The organism is Pseudarthrobacter sp. MEB009, assembly GCF_030208875.1.
Taxonomy (GTDB): domain Bacteria; phylum Actinomycetota; class Actinomycetes; order Actinomycetales; family Micrococcaceae; genus Arthrobacter.
In genome coordinates, this window is record NZ_JARVTC010000017.1 from 120,032 (window position 1) to 145,066 (window position 25,035).

The 25,035-nt window shown below is 67.3% G+C and carries 19 protein-coding genes; 13 read left to right on the forward strand and 6 right to left on the reverse strand.

Annotated elements, in window-relative coordinates:
• Positions 1-11 precede the first annotated feature (11 nt).
• Together QRN07_RS17680 and QRN07_RS17685 are read left to right on the forward strand one after the other, a co-directional pair.
• Entirely contained in the window at positions 12-1,601 is a 1,590-nt protein-coding gene (locus QRN07_RS17680; protein WP_285241776.1) for an aldehyde dehydrogenase (NADP(+)), read from the forward strand.
• Positions 1,602-1,673: 72 nt separating this feature from the next.
• A complete protein-coding gene (locus QRN07_RS17685; protein WP_285241777.1) occupies positions 1,674-3,080 on the forward strand; it encodes an MFS transporter in 1,407 nt (468 codons plus the stop codon).
• Between the two features lie 4 nt (positions 3,081-3,084).
• Here QRN07_RS17685 and QRN07_RS17690 read toward each other — a convergent pair whose 3' ends face one another.
• Together QRN07_RS17690 and QRN07_RS17695 are read right to left on the reverse strand one after the other, a co-directional pair.
• Positions 3,085-5,088, reverse strand: a complete 2,004-nt coding sequence (locus tag QRN07_RS17690) for a vWA domain-containing protein (RefSeq protein ID WP_285241778.1) — start codon at positions 5,086-5,088, stop codon at positions 3,085-3,087.
• Between the two features lie 15 nt (positions 5,089-5,103).
• Positions 5,104-6,492 (reverse strand): sigma 54-interacting transcriptional regulator, encoded by a 1,389-nt coding sequence (locus QRN07_RS17695; protein WP_285241779.1) that lies wholly within the window; start codon positions 6,490-6,492, stop codon positions 5,104-5,106.
• A gap of 101 nt (positions 6,493-6,593) precedes the next feature.
• Between QRN07_RS17695 and QRN07_RS17700 the strand changes: the two genes are divergently transcribed.
• Together QRN07_RS17700 and QRN07_RS17705 are read left to right on the forward strand one after the other, a co-directional pair.
• Positions 6,594-7,292: a histidine phosphatase family protein gene (locus tag QRN07_RS17700; protein ID WP_285241780.1), complete on the forward strand. Its 699-nt coding sequence runs from the start codon at positions 6,594-6,596 to the stop codon at positions 7,290-7,292.
• Between the two features lie 28 nt (positions 7,293-7,320).
• Complete coding sequence (locus QRN07_RS17705; RefSeq protein WP_285241781.1) at positions 7,321-8,022, forward strand: SCO1664 family protein; 702 nt, start codon at positions 7,321-7,323, stop codon at positions 8,020-8,022.
• Positions 8,023-8,038: 16 nt separating this feature from the next.
• On the opposite strand, the gene QRN07_RS17710 is transcribed toward QRN07_RS17705, so the two are convergent.
• The gene (locus QRN07_RS17710) at positions 8,039-8,374 is read right to left on the reverse strand and encodes a DUF3846 domain-containing protein (RefSeq protein WP_285241782.1); all 336 of its coding nucleotides are present in this window, start codon (positions 8,372-8,374) and stop codon (positions 8,039-8,041) included.
• A gap of 426 nt (positions 8,375-8,800) precedes the next feature.
• Here QRN07_RS17710 and QRN07_RS17715 point away from each other — a divergent pair, with 426 nt between their 5' ends.
• Entirely contained in the window at positions 8,801-9,274 is a 474-nt protein-coding gene (locus tag QRN07_RS17715; protein WP_285241783.1) for a GNAT family N-acetyltransferase, read from the forward strand.
• A gap of 77 nt (positions 9,275-9,351) precedes the next feature.
• Here QRN07_RS17715 and QRN07_RS17720 read toward each other — a convergent pair whose 3' ends face one another.
• Entirely contained in the window at positions 9,352-10,254 is a 903-nt protein-coding gene (locus tag QRN07_RS17720; protein WP_285241784.1) for an NAD(P)-dependent oxidoreductase, read from the reverse strand.
• 95 nt (positions 10,255-10,349) lie between these two features.
• A complete protein-coding gene (locus tag QRN07_RS17725; RefSeq protein WP_285241785.1) occupies positions 10,350-11,378 on the reverse strand; it encodes a substrate-binding domain-containing protein in 1,029 nt (342 codons plus the stop codon).
• 276 nt (positions 11,379-11,654) lie between these two features.
• Between QRN07_RS17725 and QRN07_RS17730 the strand changes: the two genes are divergently transcribed.
• The 8 genes from QRN07_RS17730 to QRN07_RS17765 all read left to right on the forward strand — a co-directional run bounded on the left by QRN07_RS17730 (position 11,655) and on the right by QRN07_RS17765 (position 21,389).
• Positions 11,655-13,007 carry an NAD(P)H-dependent oxidoreductase gene (locus tag QRN07_RS17730; RefSeq protein WP_056598332.1) on the forward strand — a complete coding sequence of 451 codons (1,353 nt, stop codon included), beginning with the start codon at positions 11,655-11,657 and terminating at the stop codon, positions 13,005-13,007.
• Positions 13,004-14,269 carry an ABC transporter substrate-binding protein gene (locus QRN07_RS17735; protein WP_056598335.1) on the forward strand — a complete coding sequence of 422 codons (1,266 nt, stop codon included), beginning with the start codon at positions 13,004-13,006 and terminating at the stop codon, positions 14,267-14,269. Before QRN07_RS17730 ends, QRN07_RS17735 begins: the two co-directional genes overlap by 4 nt.
• Positions 14,270-14,295: 26 nt before the next feature.
• Entirely contained in the window at positions 14,296-15,243 is a 948-nt protein-coding gene (locus QRN07_RS17740; RefSeq protein ID WP_285241786.1) for a carbohydrate ABC transporter permease, read from the forward strand.
• 3 nt (positions 15,244-15,246) lie between these two features.
• A complete protein-coding gene (locus tag QRN07_RS17745; RefSeq protein WP_082484187.1) occupies positions 15,247-16,137 on the forward strand; it encodes a carbohydrate ABC transporter permease in 891 nt (296 codons plus the stop codon).
• Between the two features lie 2 nt (positions 16,138-16,139).
• Positions 16,140-17,351, forward strand: coding sequence for an ABC transporter ATP-binding protein (locus QRN07_RS17750; RefSeq protein ID WP_285241787.1), 1,212 nt, complete (start codon positions 16,140-16,142; stop codon positions 17,349-17,351).
• An 82-nt stretch (positions 17,352-17,433) separates the two neighbouring features.
• Complete coding sequence (locus QRN07_RS17755) at positions 17,434-17,745, forward strand: putative quinol monooxygenase (RefSeq protein ID WP_056598349.1); 312 nt, start codon at positions 17,434-17,436, stop codon at positions 17,743-17,745.
• 141 nt (positions 17,746-17,886) lie between these two features.
• Positions 17,887-18,444 carry a hypothetical protein gene (locus QRN07_RS17760; protein WP_285241788.1) on the forward strand — a complete coding sequence of 186 codons (558 nt, stop codon included), beginning with the start codon at positions 17,887-17,889 and terminating at the stop codon, positions 18,442-18,444.
• On the forward strand, positions 18,441-21,389 hold the full coding sequence (locus QRN07_RS17765; protein WP_285241789.1) for an ATP-binding cassette domain-containing protein: 2,949 nt from the start codon (positions 18,441-18,443) through the stop codon (positions 21,387-21,389). The genes QRN07_RS17760 and QRN07_RS17765 overlap by 4 nt, the downstream gene beginning before the upstream one ends.
• Here the strand turns inward: QRN07_RS17765 and metH are convergent.
• The gene (metH, locus tag QRN07_RS17770; RefSeq protein ID WP_285241790.1) at positions 21,379-25,017 is read right to left on the reverse strand and encodes a methionine synthase; all 3,639 of its coding nucleotides are present in this window, start codon (positions 25,015-25,017) and stop codon (positions 21,379-21,381) included. The two genes, QRN07_RS17765 and metH, sit on opposite strands and share 11 nt — an antisense overlap.
• Positions 25,018-25,035 lie beyond the last annotated feature (18 nt).

Consider the following 25,035-nt stretch of genomic DNA (forward strand, 5'->3'; position numbering starts at 1 on the left):
TGGAGCTTGTTGTGATTCTTTCCGGACATTCCCTGATCGCCGGCCGGCCTGTCGTCGGCGACGGCAAAACCGCCTTCGGTTTCAATCCCGCCACGAATGAGCAGCTCGATCCCGCGTATTCGCTGATCACCGAGGAACAGCTGACGACGGCGACCTCCGCCGCCGCTGACGCCTACCCGTCCTTCAGCACCCTGGACCCCGAAACCCACGCCGCTTTCCTCGAAGCGATCGCGGAGAACATCGAAGCCATCGGCGAAGACCTCATCACCCGCGCCACCCAGGAAACCGGCCTCCCCACCGCCCGCCTCACCGGCGAACGCGCCCGCACCACCGCCCAACTCCGGCTCTTCGCCGCAGTGGTCCGCCAGGGCGACCACCGCGGCATCCGCATCGACCCCGCCCTCCCGGACCGCACCCCCACACCCCGGGCGGACATCCGCCAACGCCAAATCCCGCTGGGCCCCGTCGCCGTCTTCGGTGCCAGCAACTTCCCTCTCGCCTTCTCGACGGCGGGTGGTGACACCGCCTCCGCCCTCGCCGCCGGCTGCCCCGTGGTCTTCAAAGCCCACAACGCCCACCCCGGCACCAGCGAACTCGTCGGCCACGCCATCACCAAAGCCGTCACCGACCAGGGCCTGCACCCCGGCGTGTTCTCCCTCATCTACGGCCCCGGCGCCAGCATCGGCCAAGCCCTCGTGGCCGACCCCAACATCAAAGCCGTCGGCTTCACCGGCTCCCAGGCCGCCGGCACCGCCCTGACCCGGACCGCCGCCAACCGCCCCGAACCCATCCCCGTCTACGCCGAAATGTCCTCCCTGAACCCCGTCATCGTCTTCGAAGGCGCCCTCACCGGCCCCACCGCCAACATCGACACCCTCGCCCAGCAGTATGTCGCCGCCGTCACCGGCAGCTCCGGACAACTCTGCACCTCCCCCGGACTCCTCTTCGCCCCCACCGGCGACGCAGGCGACAAGTTCGCCGCCGCCGTCAACCACGCCATCACCACCTGCGCCGGGCAGACCATGCTCACCGAAAGCATCGCCGGATCCTGGCACACCGGAACCGAAGCACTGGGCTCTGCGGACGGCGTCACCGTCCTCGGACAGGGCGCCGACGGCCAAACCCACAACGCCCCCGCCCCGGCCATCTACGCGACCCAGGTCAAGGACTTCCTCACCAACGAAATCCTGCACCAGGAAATCTTCGGCGCAGCCTCCCTGGTTATCCGCTACACCACCACCGAAGACCTCCTCACCGCCATCACCCGGCTCGAAGGCCAACTCACCGCCACCCTTCACCTCACCAACCACGACTACCCCACCGCCGCGCCCCTCATCCCCGCCCTCGAACAAAAAGTCGGCCGCATCATCGTCAACGGCTGGCCCACCGGCGTCGAAGTAGGCCACGCCATGGTCCACGGCGGCCCCTACCCCGCGACCTCCGATACCCGCACCACCTCCGTCGGCACCCTCGCCATCAACCGCTTCCTCCGCCCCGTCGCCTACCAAAACCTCCCCACCGAACTCCTCCCGACCCCCCTCCACAACACCAACCCCTGGCACCTCAACCGCCTCATCAACGGCCAACCCACCGCACCCTGACCTGTCCCACAAGCCAAATTACGCAGGCATTTCCCATGTCCGCGGGGGCCTGTTGTCCGTAAACTGGAGCCCATGACCGAGCACAAACCGGATCCCCTGGTGGCTGCGGGTCCGGGGCTCGCCGATGCCCCAGCCAACACCAGTCACCTGCGAACCCCGGCAGAGCGGTCCCGCACGTTTACCGGGATCCTGGTCAACACTGCCTTGGCAAACATCACCACCAGCTACCTCTGGTTCGCCCTGACGTTCTGGGTCTATCTGGAGACGCGAAATGTGATTGCCACCGGGGTTATCGGCGGGGCGTACATGCTGCTGATCGCGCTCTCCAGCATCAGCTTCGGCACTTTCGTGGACCGGTACCGCAAGCTGGCGGTGATGCGCTTTGCCGGTGGCTTCACCCTGGTGATGTTCGTCGTCGCCGGAATCATGTTCCTGCTGACGCCGGAGGCCGACCTGCTGGACCTGGTCCAGCCGTGGTTCTGGATCTTTGCCGTGATCATCCTGGTGGGGGCGGTGGTGGAAAACCTGCGCAACATCGCCCTGTCCACCACCGTCACCATCCTGATCGATCCTGACCGGCGGGCCAACGCCAACGGACTGGTGGGCATGGTGCAGGGCCTGGCGTTCATCGCCACGTCGGTCATCTCCGGGCTGTCGGTGGGCCTGCTGGGCATGGGCTGGACCATCGCCGCGGCCCTGGTCCTGACAGCCGTGGCATACGGCCACCTGCTCACCGTGCGGATGCCCGAGGAAACCCAGCCGGCAGCCACGGATGCCCAAGGTGGATTCGACCTGCGCGGATCCATGGCCGCCGTTCTGGCCATTGCCGGCCTGTTCGCACTGATCCTGTTCTCCACCTTCAACAACCTCATCGGCGGCGTGTACATGGCCCTGATGGATCCTTACGGCTTGGAGATGTTCCCGGTTGAGCTGTGGGGCGCCTTCTTTGCGCTTGGCGCCACCGGATTTGTTGTGGGCGGGGCACTCGTGGGCAAGTTCGGCCTGGGCTCCAACCCGCTGCGGACCCTGCTGTTCGCGGTGATCCTGATCGGCCTCTTTGGTGCGGTGTTCACCTTGCGGGAATGGCCATGGCTGTACATCGCGGGGATCTGGCTCTACATGGTGATGGTGCCGTTCGCGGAGGCAGCAGAACAGACGATCATCCAGCAGGTGGTCCCACTGCCCCGGCAGGGCCGGGTGTTTGGCTTCGCCATGGCCTTCGAATCCGCGGCGGCACCCATCACCGCGTTCCTCATCGCCCCCATCGCGGAGGTCTGGATCATCCCGTACGCCAGGTCCGCGGAGGGTGCGGCGCAGCTGGCGCCGCTGCTGGGCGAGGGCGTGTCCCGCGGCATCGCCCTGGTGTTCCTGGTGGCCGGGATCATCCTGATGGCCGCCGCGGCGCTGGCGTTCCTCACCCCGGTGTACCGCAGGGTCTCGGAAACGTACCGCCGGGGGCCCGTCGAGGCAGGGCAATAGGCGCCTAGAACGCCCAATCGGAGTCGCCGTACGCCCGGCCGCGGAAGTGCGCGCGGAGGTATTCGCCCACCACCGCAGCGCCGAGCTCGCCGGCTTCGGGCGCCACCACCCGGCCGTCAACCCGGCGGGCCATCCGTTGGATAAAGCGTTCCAGGCCCGGGTCGTCGCCCAGCCGGAAGAAGGTGGCCTGCGCGCCGGCACGTCCCACCCGGTCCAGCTCGTCCACGGTGGCGCGGATGGTCGAGGGGTGCGGCGGCCAGGAAAACATGGATTCGCCGTCGGGCAGCAGGTGGGCCGTCGGTTCGCCGTCGGTGACCACCAGCAGCACCGGCTGCATGGCCGGGTGTTTCCGGAAGAACCGGCTGGCCAGCAGCAGCCCGTGGTGCAGGTTGGTGCCCTGCTCGCGGAAGGCCGGCAGCGATGTCAGCCCGCCGATGTCCATGGTCTGGGCGTACCGGCCAAACGTGATCAGCTGCAGTTTGTCGCCCCGGAACCTTGTGGACACCAGGTGGTGCAGGGCCAGCGCCGTGCGTTTCATGGGCACCCACCGCCCCTCGGCGGCCATCGAGAAGGATACGTCGACCAGGAGGACGACGGCGGCCTGCGTGCGTTCCTCGGTTTCCGTCACCTCGATGTCGTCCACAGCCAGCCGGACACCCCGGCCCGGGTCGCCGCCGTCGGCGATGGTCCGGCGGATCGAGTTGGTGATGGTCCGGGTGACGTCCCACGGCGCGGTGTCGCCGAACTCCCACGGCCGGCTGGATCCGGTCTGGTCGCCGGCGGCACCGGCCTCCCGCGTCTCCCGCCTGCCCTGGCGCCCGGACAGCTGCTTGGCGGCATCACGCAGCAGCGACCTGCCCAGCCGCCGCATCGCCTGGGGCGAGAGCCGGAAGTCGCCGTCCGCACCCTTGGTGAGGTAGCCGCCGTCGTGCATTGCCTTTTCAATCGCCGCCAACGTGCGTGCGCTGACCGCCGCGTCCTCCCCCAGCTGGCGGGCCAGGGCATCCAGGTCCACGTCGTCCATGTGGGAGCTGTCGAAGTCCTGGCCCAGCTGGTCCGCCAACTGGTCCAGCTCGGCAAGGTCCTGGAGCACGCCCGTGCCGTCGCCCAGGCCCATGCCTTCCTGGCCTTCGAACCGCTCTGATCCGTTCCAGTCCTCCCCCGGCCGCAGGGCCTGCAGGGTCTCGTCCAGCTGGCCCAACTGGGCCATCAGGTCCTGGGAGCCAAAGGCCTGGGCGGAGAGCTGCATCAGCTCGGCGCGCTGTTCCGGGGTCATGGACTGCATCAGCCGCTGGGCTGCCGCCGCGCGCTTGGCCAGCGCATCCACCAGTTCCTCGACGTTCCGGGGATTCTCGGGGAAGTGCTCGCCGTGCTTGGCCATGAACTCCGCAAAGTCCGCCGGGGTGTCCGCCTTCCAGCGGTGCTTGTCCAGGAGTTCGTTGAGGTCGGCCAGCATGGCGCTGATGGCTGCCCGGTCCTGGTCCGTGGCCCCTTCCAGTGCCTGCTTCATCCCGGCGAAGCGCTGGTCCAGGACCTCGCGGCCCAGGAGGTCCTTGATTTTTTCGTACGCCTCGCGGGCCGTGCTGGATTGCCAGTCGTAGGAGGCCAGCTCGTTGACCGCCGCCGCGGTGGATTGGGGCAGGTTCTGGATCTGCATCTCGCGGAAGGCCCGGTCCGTGTTGTCCATCATGGCGTCGCGGGCCAGCTGCTTGCGTTCCTCCAGTACGGCCGTGTCCAGGAGTTTTTTCACTTCATTGAGCGTGCCGTTGAGGTTGTGCTTGCCCAGCAGGTCCTGGCGGCGCTGCTGGATCCGGCCGGCGAGCTCGTCCAGGCCTTCCTGGTCCGGGCCGCCGCGGCGCAGGTACTCCTGCAGGGCACGCCGCGGCGAGTAGCCCGCCATCACGTCCTCGGCCACGGCATCCAGCGCCTCCGTCAGGTCAACGGGCGGCGCCAGCGGGTCCGGCCCGCCGCGGTAGCGGCCATAGCGGGAGCGGGGATGAAGGCTCATGGCGCGTGCCTGTCCTTAGCCGTAGATGGTGGCTTCGTCGTCGGACTCCTTGGAGATCCGGCGGCCAAGGTAGAGGCCTTCAAGGGCCAGTTCGACGGCGGCGGCCCGCTGGCCGTCGTTTTCGGCGCCGAGGCGCTTCCCGATTTCGTCGTAGAGGCCCGATCCGTTGAGCGAGGGCAGGTTCGCCAGGAATTCCTTGGCGGTGACCAGCTCACCGGTGGTTACCGTGGAGTGCCCGTCCAGGGCAGCGACCAGTGGCGCCAGGTCCAGGCCCTGGAAGTGTTCCCGGACGGCCTCGGCGGTGGCGGTGCGCAGGAGGTGGTCCAGGATGTCCTGCTCACGGCCTTCCTCGCCGGATTCAAACTCGATCTTTCCGGTGAGCACTTCCACGGCGGCGTCCAGGTCGATGATCCGGGCCACGGCCTCGTCCTCACCCCGCACGCTGGCGCGCCGCAGCGCGGCCGCAGCAACGGTCTCGGCCCCGGCGATGGCGAACCGGGCGGAGACACCGGAGCTCTGGTTGATGGCCGGGGACTCGCGCAGGGCTCGGGTGTAGCGGGCCAGGATCTCCAGGATCACGGGCGGCACGCTGGCCACCAGGTGGCCCTCCTGCTCGATCACCGCCACCTCATCCTTAAGTTCAAGGGGGTAGTGCGTGCGGATTTCGGCGCCGAACCGGTCCTTGAGCGGGGTGATGATCCGGCCGCGGTTGGTGTAGTCCTCGGGGTTGGCGGAAGCCACCACCAGGACGTCCAGCGGCAGGCGCAGGACGTAGCCGCGGATCTGGATGTCCCGCTCCTCCATCACGTTCAGCATGGAGACCTGGATGCGTTCGGCGAGGTCAGGGAGTTCGTTGATGGCCACAATGCCGCGGTTGGAACGCGGGATCAGGCCGTAGTGGATGGTTTCCGGGTCCCCCAGCCGGCGGCCCTCGGCCACCCGCATGGGGTCGACGTCGCCGATCAGGTCCGCCACGGAGGTGTCCGGCGTCGCGAGTTTCTCCACGTAGCGTTCCGAACGGTGCCGCCAGGCCACCCGCAACCGGTCCCCTTCGGCGAGGGCGCGGGCGCGCGAGGGCCCGGTGATGGGTTTGTAGGGGTGCTCGTTCAGCTCCGAGTCCTCGATCACCGGGGACCATTCGTCCAGCAGCCCGGCCAGGGTGCGAAGGAGCCGGGTTTTGCCCTGGCCACGTTCGCCCAGCAGCACCAGGTCATGCCCGGCGATCAGGGCGCGCTCCAGTTGGGGGATAACGGTCCGGCTGAAGCCGAACATGCCGGGCCACGGGTCGCGGCCCGCGGCCAGGGCGGAGAGGAGGTTGTCGCGGAGTTCTGTCCGCAGGTCCTTGTGAACATGGCCGGAGGCACGCAGTTCACCAACAGTGGAGATCTCAGGGCGTTCAGTCACTTCTCCACCGTAGACCTGTTCGCTGGGCCGATGGGGTGATCCGAAACATTTGTGCACGCGGGACAAGTTTTGGTCCGCCGGCAGTACTACGCTGATTCTTGATGACTGCTGCAGCCCAGCCGGCCCCGCCGGAATCCGCCCCGTCCACCGCTCCCACCACTCCCGCCGACAAGCCTGTGGTGACGCTTGTGCTCCTGGTCCGCCACGGCGAAACGCCCACCACCGGCCAGGTGCTGCCGGGCCGGGCCCCGAACCTGCATCTTTCGGAGCGTGGCCGGGCCCAGGCGGAACGGGTGGCCGAACGCCTCGTGGGGCTTCCGGTCACCGCCGTGTATTCCTCGCCGTTGGAGCGCGCCCAGGAAACGGCAGGGCCGACGGCGGCCGCCAACGGCCTGCAAATCCAGCCGGCCGACGGGCTGCTGGAGTGCGACTTCGGCGACTGGACCGGTGCCGAGATTTCCCGCCTGGCCGCCTTGCCGGAGTGGCGGACTGTGCAGTCCAGCCCGTCCACGTTCCGGTTCCCCAACGGGGAGAGCTTTACGGAGATGCAGGACCGCATGGTGGGTGCCCTGGAGAACCTGGTGGCGGCCCATCCGGGCGGCGTTGTCGTTTGCTTCTCCCACGCGGACACCATCAAGGCTGCAGTGGCCCATGCGGTGGGGACGCCGCTGGACCTGTTCCAGCGGATCATGATCAGCCCGGGCTCAGTGTCCGCGGTCTCGTTTGTGGACGGCCGGGCAGCGTCGGTGCTGATGGTGAATTCCTACTCGGAACCGTTGAGCGGATTGAGGCCGCAGTGACAGGGTTTTCCGCCGCCAGGGGTATGCCGTGACGGACCGGGACCTGGCGTTGCTGACCTTGGGCGAAGTGGAGCTGGTGGGCCAGTTTGCGCGCAGCAGCAACGCCACGTTCCTGGTCCGCCTCACCCATGGGGATGAGGTAGCACAGGCGGTCTATAAACCAGAGGCCGGCGAACAGCCGCTGTCCGACTTCGATCCAGGGCTGTACAAGCGGGAGCGGGCGGCGTACCTGCTCAGTGAGGCTTTGGGCTGGGGCATGGTGCCGCCCACGGTCATCCGGGAGGACGCACCGCTTGGTGTGGGGTCCCTGCAGTCGTTTATCGACTGCGATTTCCGGCAGCACTATTTCACGCTGGCGGCGGAGGACCCGTCCACCCATCCCGAGCTGGCCCGGATGGCTTTGTTTGACTTCATTTCCAATAACACGGACCGCAAAAGCGGGCACGTGCTCCGCGGCGGCGACGGCCGGATCTGGGGCATCGACCACGGATTGTGCTTTTCCGCTGCCTTTAAGCTGCGCACGGTCATTTGGGACTTTGCCGGCGAAGCAATTCCGGACGGGCTACTGGCAGATATCGCACCCCTCGCCGAGGCCGTTCCTGAGGAGTTGGCCGGGCTGCTCGACGACGATGAAAACGCGGCCCTGAAGCGGCGGGCCCGCCGGATCCTGCAGGACGGGACACTGCCTGTGGACCTGACGGGCTCCCGCTACCCTTGGCCGCTGGTGTAGCGGGAGGCGCAAGCGTTCAGGCGGCCAGCGCCTGCTCGAACAGGGCTTCCGCCAGTCGGATGAGTCGCAGGGGCGCGTCCACTTCCTGCCCGCGGCTGCAGTGACCCAGGAAAACCGCTGTGCCGTTCAGGACCTCTTCGAGGTGAACACCGGCTTCCCGGGCCAGCACTTCGGCCCGGATGTTCTGCGGCAGGCGGTTGCCTTCGTCGCTGACGTAGGCATGCCAATCACGGGTACTGATTGCTTCGATGTTTCCCGACATCAACCGCTGAAGTGCCGGCATGTCCGTATCGACGGATTCGAGGCGTACCGGCTGTGTGAGTTGAGCCGGGATGATCAGTGCGTTGCACATGCTTTTCATGGCTGGGCCCGCTAGCGCTGGTTCTTGCGCGGTTTTATGAAACTGATTTCACTGCTCTCGGTTTTGGCCCTTTTATCGGCCCTTTTTTCGAGGATGGATTTTCCCGCTTTTTTGACATTGCTGCTTTTAGGCGATTTACCCGACACTGGAATCACATCTTTCTTTGTGGTGCTTGTACCCAGTACCATACACACTTATATTTTTATTGCCAGTCACGCAGAAAATGATTACCTGGAGGGAATTTCCGGCAACCAATTCGAAAACTTCTGAATTTTTACGGTATAAAAGCCGGCTTTGTGAACTTTCTGCATTTTCGCTTCCGGAGGCCGCATTCACTGAACTCGCCTGCGCCTTTCCCGGCTGTGCTTCCAGGCGGCGCGTGCCGCGCCTCCGCTGCGCCCGGTAAATTTGGAACTGATGATTCTTATAGACCGGGACAGCCCCCACCGCGACGATGTCCACCTGCTCCTGAGCGAGCACCTTGCAGACATGTTTGCCACCTCACCGGCCGAAAGCGTCCATGCCCTGGACCCGGCAGCCCTGGCCGGACCGGACATCAGTTTCTGGACGGCACGGGAGGGCGGCGCCCTGCTGGGGTGCGGAGCCCTCAAGGTCCTCAAACCGGTGCCTGGCCAGGCTGCTTCTGCCGAGCTGAAGTCCATGCGCACTTCGGCGCAGGCGCGGGGGCGCGGCGTCGCCACCCTCATGCTCCTGCACATCCTGGCCGACGCCCGGGCCAACAGCCTGGAGCGGGTGTACCTGGAAACCGGCACCGAGGACTACTTCGCTCCAGCCCGGCGGCTGTATGCGCGGCACGGCTTCACCGATTGCCCGCCGTTCGCGGACTACCGGCCGGATCCCAACAGCGTTTTTATGGAGCTGCAGCTCTGAGTTCAACGGCTGCGCGAGCCCCCAAGTAGCTGGCAGTAGATGTCGTTATGAGCGCTCAAAACGACATCTACTGCTACCTAGTTGGCGGAGAGAGCGCGGCGGGCCAGCGACCGGTGGATTCCGGTGTGGTCCAGTGCGCCGTCGCCCTGGGCCACCATGTCGGCGAACAGGTCTCGGACGGTGCCGCTGAGGGCCAGGTCCAGTCCGCGGGCCTGCGCGACCTCGGCGATGAACCCCAGGTCCTTGAGCTGGTTGTTGGCGCTGCCGCCGCCGTCGAAATTGTCCTCCACCCAGCGCTGTCCCTTCTGCCGCAGGACTGCCGAATCGGCCAAGCCGCCCCTGAGGAGCTCCAGCACAACGTTTACGTCGAGGCCGCCCTGCCGGGCCAACAGCATCGCCTCGGAAACTGCTGTCACTGTGGCGGCCACAACGATCTGGTTGCAGGCCTTGGCAAGTTCCCCCGAGCCGCTGGGCCCGAGGTACCGCACGGTGGTGCCCATCGACTGGAAGGCAGGTTCCAGGTCGCTTGCCGCGCCGGCGTCGCCACCCACCATGATGCTGAGAGTGCCGTCCTCCGCGCCCATCGTCCCGCCGCTGACGGGCGCATCGAGGACTGTCACGCCGCGGGCCTTCAGCCGTTCGGCAAAGCCGGCCACCGCCACCGGCGACACCGTGCCGTGGACCACCAGGACAGGACTGCTGATGCCCTTGGCGTCCCAGCCCGCCAGCAGGCCGTCCGGACCGCCCAGCAGACTGTCCACTTGTTCCAGATCGGGAAGGACAGTGAGGACGACGTCGGACGCGGCCTCAGCGGGCGTCATTGCCGCGCGTGCGCCCAGGGCCGCCAGGGGTTCGGTTTTCGCGGCCGTCCGGTTCCACACCGTGAGGTGGGGCGCGAAGGCCAGGAGCCTGCGGGCCATGGGTGCGCCCATGGGCCCGAGACCCAGGAGGGCGTAGGAGCGGGAGGTAGTCTGCGTCATGTCAGTCCTTTGGGTTCGGCGCCGGTGCTGCCGCAGGCAGCCGGTGCAGGGTGCGGCGGCACGCGGCCGCGGGAAGGGTAGAGCGGAACGACTTGTCAGGCGCGGACTTTGAGCCGGCCCACGCTGGCGCGTTCAATGAGTTCGGCATCCACCCGCACCACCGTAGGCTTGCCGGGCGTCCTGCCACCCGGGTTGGCTAGGGCAAGGCGAACGGAGTGCCGGGCAAGGAGGTCAATGGGCTGTCGGACGATGGTCAGCGGCGGCATCATCAGTTCCGTCCAGGGCGAATCCTCGAAGACGATCACGGAGAGTTCCGCCGGGACGGACACCCCGGCATGGGCCAGCCGGCCCAGTACAGCCGTCACCTGGGCGGTGTTCGCCACCACCACTGCGGTGGGTGGCTCGTCCAGGTTCAGGAGCGCGCTCATCGCATCTCCTCCGGCGGTGCCGCGGAACGCCGCCGACCGGACCAGGAGATCATCCCGCTCCAGCCCCGCAGCGTCAAGGGCCTGCCGGTAGCCGGCGATCCGGTCCCGGCCCGTGGTGGATTCCGCCGGCCCGGAAATCATCGCGATCCGCCGGTGTCCGTGCGCAGCCAGCAGGGCCGTGGCGGACCGCCCCGACTCCACGTTGTTGATGGTCACCACATCCACGTCAGCCAAGGCAGGGATGGAGCGGTCAACAAACACCACGTCCGTTCCCATGTCCTGGAGCCTCTTCCAAATATCCAGGTTGTTCCCCGTGGGGGTGGCGATGATGCCGCTGACCCGGCGTTCGATCAGGGTGGAGAGCCGCTCGGATTCGAGCTGGTCGTCCTCCTGGGTGGTCATCAACAGCACCTGGATGCCGCGGGAGTGCGCTTCCTGGACCACTTGGTCGGCAAGGCGGGCGAAGAAGGGATTCGAAACATCCGCCAGGAGCAGGCCCAGGGTGGTGGGCGGGCCGTGCTTCAGCTCCCGGGCGGCCGTACGCGGGTGGTAACCCAGGGTAGCCATGACCTCGTGAACCCGGTCCCGGGTTGCGGCAGCCACCGGCCCTGACCCGGGGTTGAGCACCCGCGAGACCACAGCGACGGATACTCCCGCCGCCGCAGCAACGTCGCGGATGGTGGGCTGCTTCTGCACGTGTACTCCTCGGTCGGCTACTGCAGCTCTGCCGTCAAGTCCGGCAGGAACTTTTTCAGACTAGGGTATTGACCTCGTCCGGCAGGTATGAAATAAAAGTGGAACCGGTTCCATTATGTTTACTTCCACAGTGAATGTCTACCACCGCACCCCTCGGATTCCACCGGCACCACCCCGCCGGCCCCGAACGCCACAGCCTGCCGCAACGCTGCACAGGCACCGGCGCACACCACTGGCCGTCCAGCACGGACGCAGCCAAACCACCGAAAGGCAATTATGAACCTCCACAAACTCCTGACCCAGCGCGAGGCCGACGGCGCCCCGATCCGTGTGGGCCTGATCGGTGCCGGCCGCTACGGAACCATGTACCTGGCGCAGGCACGCAACATCCCGGGCATCCACGTGGTGGCCATTGCCGACATCAACGCCGAGCGGGCCAAGGGTGCACTGAAGCTCGTCGAGTGGCCCGATGAAGCCTTTGTTGACGACATCGAAACGGCCCTGGCCACCCGTGCCACCACTGTTGTGACCGACGCCGCTGCCCTGTTCGACGCCGAACTCGACGTCATCGTAGAGGCCACCGGCAACCCGATCGTTGGCATCAACCACGCGCTGCGCGCCATCGAAACCGGCAAGCACATCATCATGGTCACCGTCGAGGCGGACGCCCTCGCCGGACCTGCCCTCGCCAAACGCGCCCGGGAGGCCGGCGTCGTCTATTCCCTCGCCTACGGCGACCAGCCCGCCCTGATCTGGGAACTCGTGGACTGGGCGCGGACGTCGGGCTTCGACGTGGTCTGCGCCGGCAAGGGCGCCAAGTACCTCTCGCACTACCACGGCATGAATCCGGACAATGTGTGGGAAAACTGGGAGTTCTCCAAGGAGCTGACCGATTCCGGCCAGCTCAACCCGTACATGCACACCTCCTTCCGCGACGGCACCAAGGCAGCCATCGAAATGGCGGCGGTAGCCAACGCCGCCGGCCTGCGCCCCTCCGATGAGGGCCTCACCTTCACCCCCGGCGACGTCGAGGAAATCGCCACGATCTGCCGGCCGGCAGCCGACGGCGGCGTCCTCAGCCATGCAGGCAGCGTCGATGTGATGTCCAGCGTGACCCGCGCCGGCGACTGGATCCCCCACAACACCCAGGAAGGCGTCTTTGTGGTGGTCAAGGCCACCAACAAGTACGTCTCCGGCTGCTTCCAGGAATACCCCTGGCACCCGGACCCCACCGGCCAGTACGCCGCCCTGTACCGCCCGTACCACTACGTGGGCCTGGAACTGAACGTCTCGATAGCGAACGCCGTGCTCCGCGGAGTAGCCACGGGCGCGCCCGAAGGCTTCCACGCCGACGTGGTGGCCTGCGCCAAAAAAGACCTCAAAGCGGGTGAAATCCTCGACGGCGAAGGCGGCTTCACCGTCTGGGGCAAGCTGATCTCGGCTGAGAAGTCCGTCCGGGACCGCGCCCTGCCGGTCGCCATGGCCCATCATGTCAAACTCGTCAACGACATCCCCGAAGGCGGCATCGTGGGCTGGGACGACGTCGAGATCGACACCTCGCTGGACCAGGCGCTGAAGCTGCGCCGCGAGACCGAGGCCCTGGCCCTTGATGTGGTGCCGGCGACATGATCGACAGGCGCACATTCCTGGGAGCGGCCGGAGCCAGCCTGCTGCTGGCCGGCTGCGGCGCCACCCCGGCTTTGGACCCCAACCGGGCGGCGTCAGCCGGCGGCACCCTGAAGTTCGGCAGCTGGCAGTGGCTTGAGCCGGGCCGCGGCGAGGCCATGTGGAAAGCCGTCCAGGCCTACCAGAAGAAGAACCCGTCAGCCGTGCTGGCCCAAAGCACCACCCCGTTCCTCTCCTTCGCCGACAAGCTCAACACCGAACTTGGCGGCAAGGGCGGCCCTGACATCTTTGTGGTGCAGGACGTGAACTTCTACCCCCTGGCCGACGCCGGCATCCTGGCTCCGCTGACCTCGGTGGTCGAATCCCACAAGGGCACCCCGTTCAACCACACCATCAAGTCCGGCGAGGTGAACGGGGTGCAGTACGGGATCACCTGGGAGCGGCTCAACTGGAACTTCTTCTGGAACCGGGGCCTGCTGGAAAAGGCCAACGTGGCACCGCCCACCACTGTGGCTGAACTGATTTCCGCCGCCGGGGAGATCAGGAACGCCACCGGCCTGGACGGGTTCGGGGTCCGCCACCAGATGACCGAGTTCGATTCCTGGTTCATGGACTTCGACGTCTGGACCTACGGGTTCGGCGGATCCTGGTCCGACGGGTCCCGCCCCACCATCGATTCGAAGGAAAACATCGCCGGGGTGGAGGCCTTCGGGGAACTTTACCGGTCCGGGGCCATGCCTATCGGCGACGACGCGTCCACCATGCGCACCAAGTTCCGTGAGGGCAGGCTCGGCATGATGATCGATGTCTCCTCCACGGTGGCGGGCATCCTGCGCTCCTCCAAGACGCTGAAGTCCGAGGACATCGGCTTCGCCGACCGGATCCCGCTCCCCAGCCCATCCGCCCACCAGGAGATCGTGCTGGCCGTGAACGGGTTCGGCAAGAACAAGAACCTTGCCGTCGACTTCGTCGGCTGGGTGGGCTCCGATGAAGGCCAGGCGGAACTCCGCACCGCCATGGGACCGTCCACCCTGGCCACCGACGTGCCGCTGGCGCCCGATTACGCGGCGGCAAACCCGTGGGCCAAGGCGTTCATCGACCTCGCCGCCGACTCGCGCAGCCCCCTTATCAAGGGCTATGAGGCGCAGACCAAGGCCATCATGCGCGAAGTCATGACGCAGGTGGAACGCTACCTCGTGGACGGCGGCGACGCTGCCAAGGCACTCGCCACCGCACAGACACAAGTAACTCAGCTGATCGGCTGAGCACACCTAGGCAAAGGATCCGGGCAATGTCGCTCCGAACTTCGATCTCCCCGCCCGCCGTGGCGCAGCCGCCAATACAGGATGCGCCTTCCCGGCATCACATGTGGCAGAAAATCTCCCCCTACATCTACGTCGGCCCGGCCGTCATCTACCTGATCATTTTTATGATCATCCCCGTGGTGCAGGGAATCCAGCTCAGCTTCACCAAAACCCCGCTGGTACGGCCGGACGGCGGCACCGGCGTGGGGCTGGAGAACTATGCCAAACTGCTGGGCAGCCCCCAGTTCTACAACTCCCTGGGCGCCACCGTCCTGTACACGGCCGCCACGGTGCTGTTCGCCGTCGTCATCGGTACCGGGTCGGCGCTGCTGCTGAACCGCGCATTCAAGGGCCGCACGGTGGTGCGGGCAATCATCACCTTCCCGTGGGCCGTGCCCACAGTGGCCACCGCCTTGATTTTCGGCTGGATCTTCAACCGTTCGGACGGTGTCCTCAACGAGGTGGTGGGCGTGATGGGCATCGGCCAGCAGGGCTGGCTGGTGGACCCCAAGTTCGGCATGGCCGCCGTGGTCCTGACCTCCGTCTGGAAAGTCATGCCACTGGTGATGCTGGTGGTCCTGGCCTCGCTGCAGTCCATTCCCACCGAACTGTATGAAGCCACCAGGATGGACGGCGCCGGCGCGCTGGAAACCTTCCGGGCCGTCACGTGGCCACACATCGCCCCCACGGTCCGGGTGGTCACCCTACTGATGACCATCTGGTCCATCCGCCGCTTCGAGATCATCTACCTCCTCACCGGCGGCGGCCCCGTGGACAGCACCAATACCTTGGTGGTCAACGTCTACAGGCAGGCCTTCAGCAACCAGGAACTGGGCCGCGCCGCAGCCATCGGTGCCCTGGGCCTGGTCCTGTCCCTGCTGGTCACGGTTGTCTACTTCATCATGGAACGGCGCACTGCCGCCAAGGAGGCCTGAGATATGAGCACCAAAGAAGCACCCCCGGTCCTCCACGCTCCCGCCCGGCGGCGGCTCAAGGCGCCGGGACAACGGAACTTCAGCAAGCCCGTCCGGTTGCTCCTGCTGGCCGCCCTGGTCCTGTTCTCCGGCTTCCCGCTGTACTGGATGCTGAACACTGCCCTCAGCGTGGACTCGGAACTTTATGGCCAGGCGCAGGGCTGGTGGCCGCACTGGGAACGGCTGGCCGACTTCGGTGAACTGATCGGCACCGTCCCGATTTTCAAGTGGCTCACCAACTCGGTGGTCATCGCCGGCGGCACCACACTGCTGTCCCTCGTTTTCGCTGTCCTGGCCGGATATGCGCTGTCCCGGTTCAAGTTTTACGGCAAGGGAGCCGCTGGGTTCCTGCTCTTCGCCACCCAGATGCTGCCGGAGGCGCTCCTGGTGGTCCCCATTTATGCCTTGTTCGCATCATTGGGGCTGCTGAACGGGATGGGCGGCCTGATCCTGGCCAACGTGGCGTTCACCATGCCGGTCAGCGTCTGGATCATCAAGGGAGCCATCGATGCCATCCCATACGAAATCGAGGAAGCTGCATCCGTTGACGGCTGCCCCAGGGTTACCATCCTTTCCCTGGTCCTTACCCCGTTGATCCTGCCCAGCGTTGCCGCTGCCGCCGTCATCAACTTCTTTGACGGCTGGAACGAGTTCCTGCTGGCCAAGACGTTCATCGCCGAGCGGGACCTGTGGCCGGCGTCGGTGGGCCTGGCCTCGTTCGTTGGCCAGTACCTGACCTCGCTGAACTCCGTCATGGCAGCAGCGCTGCTGTTCACACTGCCGGCGCTGATCTTCTTCCTCCTTGTCCAGCGTCGCATCGTCTCAGGCCTCACGGCCGGCTCAGTCAAAGGTTGATCATGGCAAAGCTCTCATTACGCAACATCAGCAAACGGTTCGGGGACACCAAGGTGATCCACGACTTCAGCGCCGAGGTGGACAACGGCGAGTTCCTGGTCCTGCTAGGCGCTTCCGGATCCGGCAAGTCCACCCTGCTGCGCATCATTGCGGGCCTGACGGACGCCACCGCGGGGGACGTCATCTTCGATAACCTCAGGGTCAACCGGCAGAGCCCGCGCGAGCGGGACGTCGCCTTTGTTTTCCAGTCCTACGCCCTGTACCCGCACCTGACCGTCCGGGAGAACATCGCGTTCCCGCTGGCGCTGGACAAGTTCAAGGGCTGGCACCACATTCCGGGCATCAGCACCATTGCACGGCGGGTGTTTGGTTCCTCGAAGGACATCGCCAAGCAGGTGTCCGGGGTCTCCGCCATGCTGGAGCTTGACCAGTACGCGGACCGCAAGCCGGGCGGCCTTTCCGGCGGCCAGCGCCAGCGCGTGGCATTGGCCCGGGCCCTCATCCGCAATCCATCAATGTTCCTGCTGGATGAGCCGCTGTCCAACCTGGATGCAAAACTCCGGGCGGAACTGCGCGGCGAAATTGTCCGGCTGCACCGCCTGACCGGCAAGACGTTCGTTTATGTCACGCATGACCAGGTGGAAGCCATGACCATGGCCACACAGATCGTCATCCTGCACAACGGCGTGGTCCAGCAACACGCCACGCCGCAGGAGATCTACACCCGACCGGCCAACACATATGTGGCCAGGTTCATCGGCAGCCCGCCCATGAACCTGATGGCCGCTGCCGTGGTTGACGGCCAGTCTGTGGTTGGCGGACTGACGTTGGCGGCTCCGGACGGTCCCGGGGTTGGTCAACCCCGGCTTGGCGATGGGGGCGTTACCGTGGGCGTTCGCCCGGAACACCTCAGCGTCACCGTGGACGGAGGGAGGCAGGGCCTGCCCGGCACTGTCCGGCGGATCGAGGACCTCGGGGCGGACACCCTCATCGGGGTCCAGCCGGACCCCGCCCTGGACCTCAAGACGTGGGAACTAAACCGTGACGAACTCATCTGGATCCGCCAGGCCGGGCAATCCCGGCTGATGGCCGGCGACGCCTGCACCGTGGTCCCTGAGCCCGGGAAGGCCAGCTACTTCGACAGCACCACCGGCGAAAACCTCGCACCGGCCGGCCGGAACTCTGATGCCGGGGCAGTGCCGCTGGGCGCCTGACCCTGGCCCACGCCCCCATTGTCCCGTCCCCACCTGTCCCGTCCCCCACCGGATGAACCCACCCAGCAAAGGAAAAGCACCCATGACCATCGTTGTGACTGCGGCATTCACCCCCAACGAAGGCTTCTACCAGCAGGTGGTGGACGCCCTGGCGCCGGCCATCGCCGAAGTCCACCAGGAGCCCGGCTGCCTGCTCTACGCCATCCATGAATCACCCAACGGCCAGATCCTGATGATCGAGAAGTGGACCAGCGCGGCGCTGCTGGACGCCCACGGCGCCGGCGAACCCGTCCAGCGGCTTAACGCTGCGCTGGAGGGCCTGCTGGCAAAGCCGGTCGAGGTCACCCGCCTCGTACCCATTCCCGTCGGAACCGCCGCCCAGGGCGCGCTCTAAGCACACCTGGTACAAGGAAGCGGACGACGCCGGGTGCCCACCCGCCGTAGTCCGCTTCCGTTTCGTGCCGGGGACAAAAGTCCGGCGTCACACAAGGGAACGGCCTCCGGTTCCGGACCGGCTACGCCTAATCTTGGACTCGTGACTCTGCCTACCCTTCGTACCGCGGCCGCGAGCTCACTCGCCGCCGCAGGTCTCCTGTTCAGCCTCGCTGCCTGCTCAGCACCGGCCGCCACCTCGCCGTCGTCCTCCGCCCCCGCGGCCAGCGCCTCGGCGTCGGCGAGCGCCGACAACGGTCCCTGCACCGGGGTCACGGTGATTGTGGATTCGGGCGCCCTGAAACAGGACGCCGCCACCACCTCCGTGTGCGTTCCCGCGGACGCCGCCACGCCCGCCGCCAAGGTGCTGGCGGAGGCAAAGGTCAAGACCGAGGGCACCGTCCAGTACCCCACCGAACTGGTGTGCCGGGTGAACGGCGTCCCCGCCGCGGATCTGGAGATCAAGCACAAGGAAGGCACGTACAAGGAAGAGTGCACGGGGATGCCTGCCGCGTTCGCTTACTGGGCCATCTGGGTCAAGCCCAGCGGCGGCGCCTGGGAGTACGCGCAGGAAGGCCTCGCCACCCTGCAGGTCAAGCCGGGCGAAAGCCTGGAGCTGCTGTACTCGGTCGACGGCGAACCGGCCGCCCCAGCGGCATGAGTTTCCGGCCCGCGCCGTTGCGAGCAGCGGCGGTTCTTGCCGCCGTGTTCATCGCGGCGCGGGTCATCTACCGGGTCCTCTTCAACGGCGCGGGCCTGGGCGAACCGCTCCTGTTTGACCTTCCGGCGGTAAGGCTGCCCGTGCCGTTTGCGCACGTGGCAGTGTTCGGGCCGGTCAGCGGCCCCGGGTTGTTGGCTGCTGCGGCGTCGGCGTTCCCCATCGCCGCCACCATCCTGGGCTTCGGTGTGCTCAATTCGCTGGTGGACATCTCCCGCGGCTTCGTCCGGCTGGCCCGGCGCGGGCCGCTGCAGGGCGTGGCCCGGACGCTGGTGGTGGCGTGGGCCGCCCTGCCGGCATTGGCCGACGCCGTTTCCTCCGTCCGCCTGGCCTTCCGGCTCCGCGGCGAACGGTTTGGGCCTCGTGCCCTGGTGCCCATCCTGGAGCGCACCCTGGAACATGCCGGCAGGGTTGCAGCCGCGCTGGAACTCCGCGGTTTCGGCGCCGCCCGCAGGCACACGCCCGACGGCGGTCCGCGCCCTGGTGCGCCGCTCACCATCCGCGACGCGCACTTCAGCATTGGTGACACCAGGATCGAGGTCACGGAATTCGTCCCGCGGCCCGGCGTGACTGTGGTTACCGGCGCCACGGGGGCCGGGAAATCAACGGTGCTCAGAGGCACCGCCGGGCTCCTGTCCCATGTGGATGGCGGCAGCATCAGCGGTACCGTCCGGGTGGGCTGGGCTGACCGCGCCGCCGTGCCGCCCCGCGAAACGGCCCGGCAGATTGGTGTGGTCCTGCAGAATCCGCGGGCGGCGTTTGCCACCAGCCGGGTGCGGGACGAGATCGGCCTGGCCCTGGAGCTGCGCGGCCTGGCCCCGGCCGCCGCCAAAGACCAGGTCCGGGAGGCAGCGGAACTGGTGGGTGTTACCGCCCTGCTGGACCGGAACCTCAGCACCCTTTCCGCAGGCGAAGCCACATTGGTGGCCATCGCCGCCGCCGTGGTGGACAGCCCGTCCTTGCTCCTGGTAGACGAACCCCTGGCAGATCTCGATGCTGACGCCCGGGACCGCGTCATCACTGTCCTGGCCAGCCTCGCCCGGGACGCTGGGATCTGCGTGATTGTGGCAGAGCACCGGGCCGCGGCGCTCACTGCTGTGGCGGACGCCTGGTGGACGGTGGTGGACGGCGCGCTGCTGCCCGGGACCCCGCCACCCGGCGCGGCAGCCGAGGCAGTCGCAGCCGAGCAAACCGCAACAACAGCCCACGCATCCAAGGCTCCTGCGCACTTCGCCGGGGAACCCGTCCTCGAAGCCAGCGGGCTGGCCGTCTGCCGCAAGGGCGCCACGTTGGTTCGCGACGCGTCCCTGGCATTGCATCGCGGAAGCATCACGGCGCTGGTGGGGCCCAACGGCGCCGGGAAATCGTCGCTGCTGGTGGCGCTGGCGCTCGGCGAAGGAACGGGCCGGTCCACCGCGAAATCGCCGGTGCAAGGAGCCGCCTCGGGAGGACGGGCCCGCGACGTCCGGGTTGCGCTGGTACCTGATGCCTCGGACGACCTTTTCACCCGGGACACGGTTGCCGGCGAACTCCGCGCCGCCGAGCGGAGGATCTCGAAAGCCAGGCGCAACGACGCTCCCCTGGCACCCGGCACCGCTGCCGCGCACCTGTCCCGGCTGCGCGGCGGGGCGCCCATGCCGGACGGCAACGAACACCCTCGGGATCTCTCCGCAGGTGAGCGGCGGATCCTGGCCATCGCCCTGCAGACCCTGGACCGGCCGGAGGTTTTGCTCATCGACGAGCCCACCCGCGGCTTGGACCCGGCCGCCCGCGCAGCCGTCGCCGCAGCGCTCCTGGCAGCGGCGGAGCAGGGAGCCGCGGTCCTGATCGCCACCCACGATCTTCCGTTCGCCCACAGCCTGGCTGCCCGGATCCTGCCGATGCGCGACGGCGTCGCACCGGCACGGGCGTTAGCACCCAACCCAACTCCGGCAGATGCTCCCGGCCCCGTCGCAGCATCGGCCTGGCCACCACGCACGGCGCAGGAGGTCCCGGCGGCAGCGTCACCGGCCGCGGTGTCGCCGGCGGCACAGGTATCCGCCGCGACTGCAGCACCGCGGCGGCGCCGGGTCCGGCTCCCCCGCGCTGGCGAGCTGCTGGTCCTCGCTGCCGCGAACCTCCTGGCCCTCGCCGCGTTCTGCTGGCCGCTGCTGGGGACCGCCCTCCCGAAGGATGCCGCGGCGGCGCTGCCGTTCGCGGCACTGGCCATCGCCCCGGTGGCTGCTGTCGCCGTCGTCCTGGCCCTGGACGGTTCCGTCCGCTCCGCCCATACGGTGGCGCTGCTGGGGGTCCTGGCCGCTGTGGGTACGGCCGTGCGGGTGGCGAGTACCGGCGTCGGCGGCGTTGAAGCGGTATTTATCCTGCTGATCCTGGCCGGGCGGGCGTTTGGCGCGCGGTTCGGGCTGCTCCTGGGCGCCGCCACGATCACCGTGTCCAGTGTGGTGACCGGCGGCATGGGGCCGTGGACACCGTTCCAGGTTTTTGCGTGCGCGTGGGTGGGCGCCGTGGCCGGGCTGCTGCCCAAGGGCGTGCGCGGCAGGGCGGAACTGTGGATGCTGGCCGGGTACGGGATGGTGGCGTCGTACCTGTTCGGGCTGCTGACCAACCTGTGGTTCTGGCCGTTTGCGGTGGGGTACGGCACGGGGATTTCCTACCAGCCGGGCGCGCCGCTGGGCACCAACCTGTCCAGCTTCCTGCTGTATTCGCTGCTGACCTCGACGGCGGGCTGGGACACCCTGCGTGCCGTCACCACCATCATGGGGATCGTGGTGGTGGGCCGGGCCGTGCTGGCCGCCTTCCGGCGGGTGAAGCCGGTCTCCAGCCTAGGCGGGAACGGTGCAGTGACGCGTTCCACCCCGGCCAGGGACCGGCTGCAACTCACACCTTGAAGTACTTGGCCTCCGGGTGGTGGAACACAAACGCGTCGGTGGACTGCTCCGGGTGCAACATCAGCTCGTCGCTGAGGACCACGCCCATCCGCTCGGGCTTGAGGAGCTCCACCACCTTGCGGCGGTCCTCCATGTCCGGACACGCCGGGTAGCCCAGCGAGAACCGGGCGCCGCGGTAGTCGAGTTTGAACAGGCCTGCCTTGTCCTTGGGTTCCTCGGCGGCGAACCCCAGCTCCTTGCGGATCCGGGAGTGCCAGAATTCGGCGAGCGATTCGGTCAGCTGCATAACCAGCCCGTTGAGCTCGTAGTAGTCGCGGTAGGCGTTGGCGGCGAACATCTTGGAGGTGAACTCCTCGATCTTCGAGCCGGCGGTGACCAGCTGCACCGGCAGCACGTCGATCTGGCCCGACTCGCGGGAGCGGACAAAGTCGGCCAGGCACAGGTGCCGGTCGCGGCGCTGGCGCGGGAAGGTGAACCGCAGGCGCTCGGTGCCGATCGGGCCGCCCGAGCCACCGTCCGGGGCGAGGAGCCCCGGCGTGCCGAGGACGCCGTCGCGGTCTTCCCCGTGATGCAGCACCACCACGTCCTCGCCTTCGGTGAACACGGGGAAGTAGCCGTAGGCCACGGAGGCGTCCAGCATGCCCTCGCCCAGGATGCGGTCCAGCCAGTAGCGCAGGCGCGGCCTGCCCTCGCGTTCCACCAGTTCCTCGTAGGAGGCGCCGTCCTCGCCGCGGCCGGGCTTGAGGCCCCACTGGCCCATGAAGGTGGCCCGCTCGTCCAGGAAGCTGGCGTAGTCATTCAGGGCCACGCCGCGCACAATGCGGGTGCCCCAAAACGGCGGCGCGGGAACAGCGTTGTCAGCCACGACGTCGGACCTGCCGGGCATGGCTTCGGGCTCGGTCACGGTGAACCTGGGGCCGCTGTTGTGGATGCGCTTCTTGAGCGGCGGGAGGCCGACGGCGGCCGGGTCGGCGCCGCGGGCCACCCGCACCAGCGGTTCCATCAGCGCCAGGCCCTCGAAGGCGTCCTTGGCGTAGCGGACGGTGCCTTCGAACTGCTCGGCGAGGTCCTGCTCCACGTACGCACGGGTCAGGGCGGCGCCGCCCAGGATGATGGGCCACTTCTTGGCCAGGCCGCGGGACTGGAGTTCGGCGAGGTTTTCCTTCATCACCACGGTGGATTTCACCAGCAGCCCGGACATGCCGATCACGTCAGCGTTGTGTTCCTCGGCGGCGGCCATGATCTCGACGATGCCCTGCTTGATGCCGATGTTGATGACTTTGTAGCCGTTGTTGGTGAGGATGATGTCCACCAGGTTCTTGCCGATGTCGTGCACGTCGCCGCGGACGGTGGCGATCACCATGGTGCCCTTGCCGGAGGAGTCCGACTTCTCCATGTGCGGCTCCAGGAGGGCCACGGCGTTTTTCATGACCTCGGCGGACTGCAGCACAAACGGCAGCTGCATCTCGCCGGCACCGAATCGCTCACCGACGACTTTCATGCCTTCAAGGAGCTGGTCGTTGATGATGGCCAGCGGGGACATGCCTTCGCTGCGGGCCAGGTCCAGGTCCGCTTCCAGGCCTTTGCCTTCGCCGTCGACGATGCGGCGCTGCAAGCGTTCGCCGGTGGGCAGCGCGGCGAGTTCGGCGGCGCGCTGGTCCTTGAGCGCTGCGGTGTCGACGCCGGCGAACAGGTCCAGCATGATGGCCAGCGGATCGTACGTGACGTTGCCGTCGTCGTCGTATTCGCGGCGGTCGTAGACCAGGTCCAGTGCGACTTTGCGCTGTTCCTCCGGGAGGGACGCGAGCGGCACGATCTTGGCGGCGTCGATGATGCCGCTGGTGAGGCCGGCCTGGACGGCTTCGTGCAGGAACACGGAGTTCAGCACCATGCGTGCGGCCGGGTTGAGGCCGAAGGAGACGTTGGAGACGCCGAGGGTGGTGTTGATGCCGGGGTATTTGGTGCTGATCTGGCGGATGGCCTCGATGGTTTCGATGCCGTCGCGGCGGGTTTCCTCCTGGCCGGTGGCGACGGGGAAGGTGAGGGCGTCCACGATGATGTCCTCGACGCGCATGCCCCACTCGCCCACCAGGGAGTCCACCAGGCGGGAGGCGATGGCCACCTTGCCGTCGGTGGTGCGGGCCTGGCCCTGTTCGTCGATGGTCAGGGCGATCACGGCGGTGCCGTGTTCCTTGACCAGCGGCATGATGCGGGCGAAACGGCTGTTGGGGCCGTCGCCGTCCTCGTAGTTGACGGAATTGACCACCGGGCGGCCGCCGATGAGTTCGAGGCCGGCCTGCAGCACGGGAGGTTCCGTGGAGTCGATGACCAGCGGGAGGGTGGAGGCCGACGCGAATCTCGAGACGACCTCCTTGATGTCCGCGACGCCGTCGCGCCCCACGTAGTCGATGCAGACGTCCAGGAGGTGCGCGCCGACGCGGACCTGCTCGCGGGCGATATCCACGCAGTCGTCCCAGCGCTCTTCGAGCATCGCTTGGCGGAAGGCCCTGGAACCGTTCGCGTTGGTGCGCTCACCGATGGCGAGGTAGGCGGACTCCTGGTCGAAGTTCACGTGGTGGTAGAGGGAAGCGATGCCGGCTTCGCGCTCGGTGGGGGTGCGGGCGGGGCCCTTGCCGGCTTTCGTCTCCTGCTTGCGGAAGGGCGCAAGGCGTTCGACGACGGCGGCCATGTGTTCCGGCGTCGTACCGCAGCAGCCGCCAACCAGGCCGAGGCCGAATTCGCGGACGAACTGTTCGTGGGCGGTGGCGAGTTCGGTGGGTGTGAGCGGGTAGTGCGCGCCGTTGGGGCCGAGGACGGGCAGGCCGGCGTTGGGCATGCAGGCGATGGCGACGGTGGACTGCTTGGAGAGGTGGCGGAGGTGCTCGCTCATCTCGTCCGGGCCGGTGGCGCAGTTCAGGCCGATGGCGTCGACGCCGAGCGGTTCGAGGGCAGTGAGTGCGGCGCCGATTTCGGAGCCCATGAGCATGGTGCCGGTGGTTTCGACGGTCACTTCGACGAAGATGGGGAGGCGGATTCCCTTGGCAACGATGGCCTGTTTGCAGCCGTTGACGGCGGCCTTGGTCTGCAGGAGGTCCTGGCTGGTTTCGATGAGGAACGCGTCCGCGCCGCCGTCGATGAGGCCCTCCGCTTGCAGGGCGAAAGTCTGCTTGAGGTAATCGTAGGTGGTGTGGCCCAGGCTGGGGAGCTTGGTGCCGGGCCCCATGGAGCCGAGGACCCAGCGCATCCGGCCGTCTGTTGCTTCCGCTGCCTCTGCGCGTTCGCGGGCGATTCTGGCGCCTTTGTTTGCCAGTTCTTCGATGCGGTCATCGATGCCGTAGTCGGAGAGGTTGGACCAGTTGGCGCCGAAGGTGTTGGTTTCCACGGCGTCGATGCCGGTGGCGAAGTAGGCGTCGTGGATGTCCGCGAGGACGTCCGGCCGGGTGTCGTTGAGGATCTCGTTGCAGCCTTCGAGGCCCTGGAAGTCTTCCTCGAGGGAGAGGTCCCGGCCCTGCAGCATGGTGCCCATGGCCCCGTCGGCAATGACGACCCGGTTGTTGACCGCGTCCAGGAGCGCCTGGGCGCGGACTGGACGGGCGACGGAGTCTATATCAAGCGCGAAGCGAGGCATCTCAACAGGTTACGTGTG

Coding starts and splice junctions, on each gene's coding strand:
- QRN07_RS17720 (WP_285241784.1), bottom strand. CDS start 10,254: ATGACGCAGACTACCTCCCGCTCCTACGCCCTCCTGGGTCTCGGGCCC.
- QRN07_RS17765 (WP_285241789.1), top strand. CDS start 18,441: ATGAGTTTCCGGCCCGCGCCGTTGCGAGCAGCGGCGGTTCTTGCCGCC.
- QRN07_RS17700 (WP_285241780.1), top strand. CDS start 6,594: ATGACTGCTGCAGCCCAGCCGGCCCCGCCGGAATCCGCCCCGTCCACC.
- QRN07_RS17750 (WP_285241787.1), top strand. CDS start 16,140: ATGGCAAAGCTCTCATTACGCAACATCAGCAAACGGTTCGGGGACACC.
- QRN07_RS17715 (WP_285241783.1), top strand. CDS start 8,801: ATGATTCTTATAGACCGGGACAGCCCCCACCGCGACGATGTCCACCTG.
- QRN07_RS17735 (WP_056598335.1), top strand. CDS start 13,004: ATGATCGACAGGCGCACATTCCTGGGAGCGGCCGGAGCCAGCCTGCTG.
- QRN07_RS17710 (WP_285241782.1), bottom strand. CDS start 8,374: ATGTGCAACGCACTGATCATCCCGGCTCAACTCACACAGCCGGTACGC.
- QRN07_RS17685 (WP_285241777.1), top strand. CDS start 1,674: ATGACCGAGCACAAACCGGATCCCCTGGTGGCTGCGGGTCCGGGGCTC.
- metH (WP_285241790.1), bottom strand. CDS start 25,017: ATGCCTCGCTTCGCGCTTGATATAGACTCCGTCGCCCGTCCAGTCCGC.
- QRN07_RS17755 (WP_056598349.1), top strand. CDS start 17,434: ATGACCATCGTTGTGACTGCGGCATTCACCCCCAACGAAGGCTTCTAC.
- QRN07_RS17740 (WP_285241786.1), top strand. CDS start 14,296: ATGTCGCTCCGAACTTCGATCTCCCCGCCCGCCGTGGCGCAGCCGCCA.
- QRN07_RS17730 (WP_056598332.1), top strand. CDS start 11,655: ATGAACCTCCACAAACTCCTGACCCAGCGCGAGGCCGACGGCGCCCCG.
- QRN07_RS17690 (WP_285241778.1), bottom strand. CDS start 5,088: ATGAGCCTTCATCCCCGCTCCCGCTATGGCCGCTACCGCGGCGGGCCG.
- QRN07_RS17745 (WP_082484187.1), top strand. CDS start 15,247: ATGAGCACCAAAGAAGCACCCCCGGTCCTCCACGCTCCCGCCCGGCGG.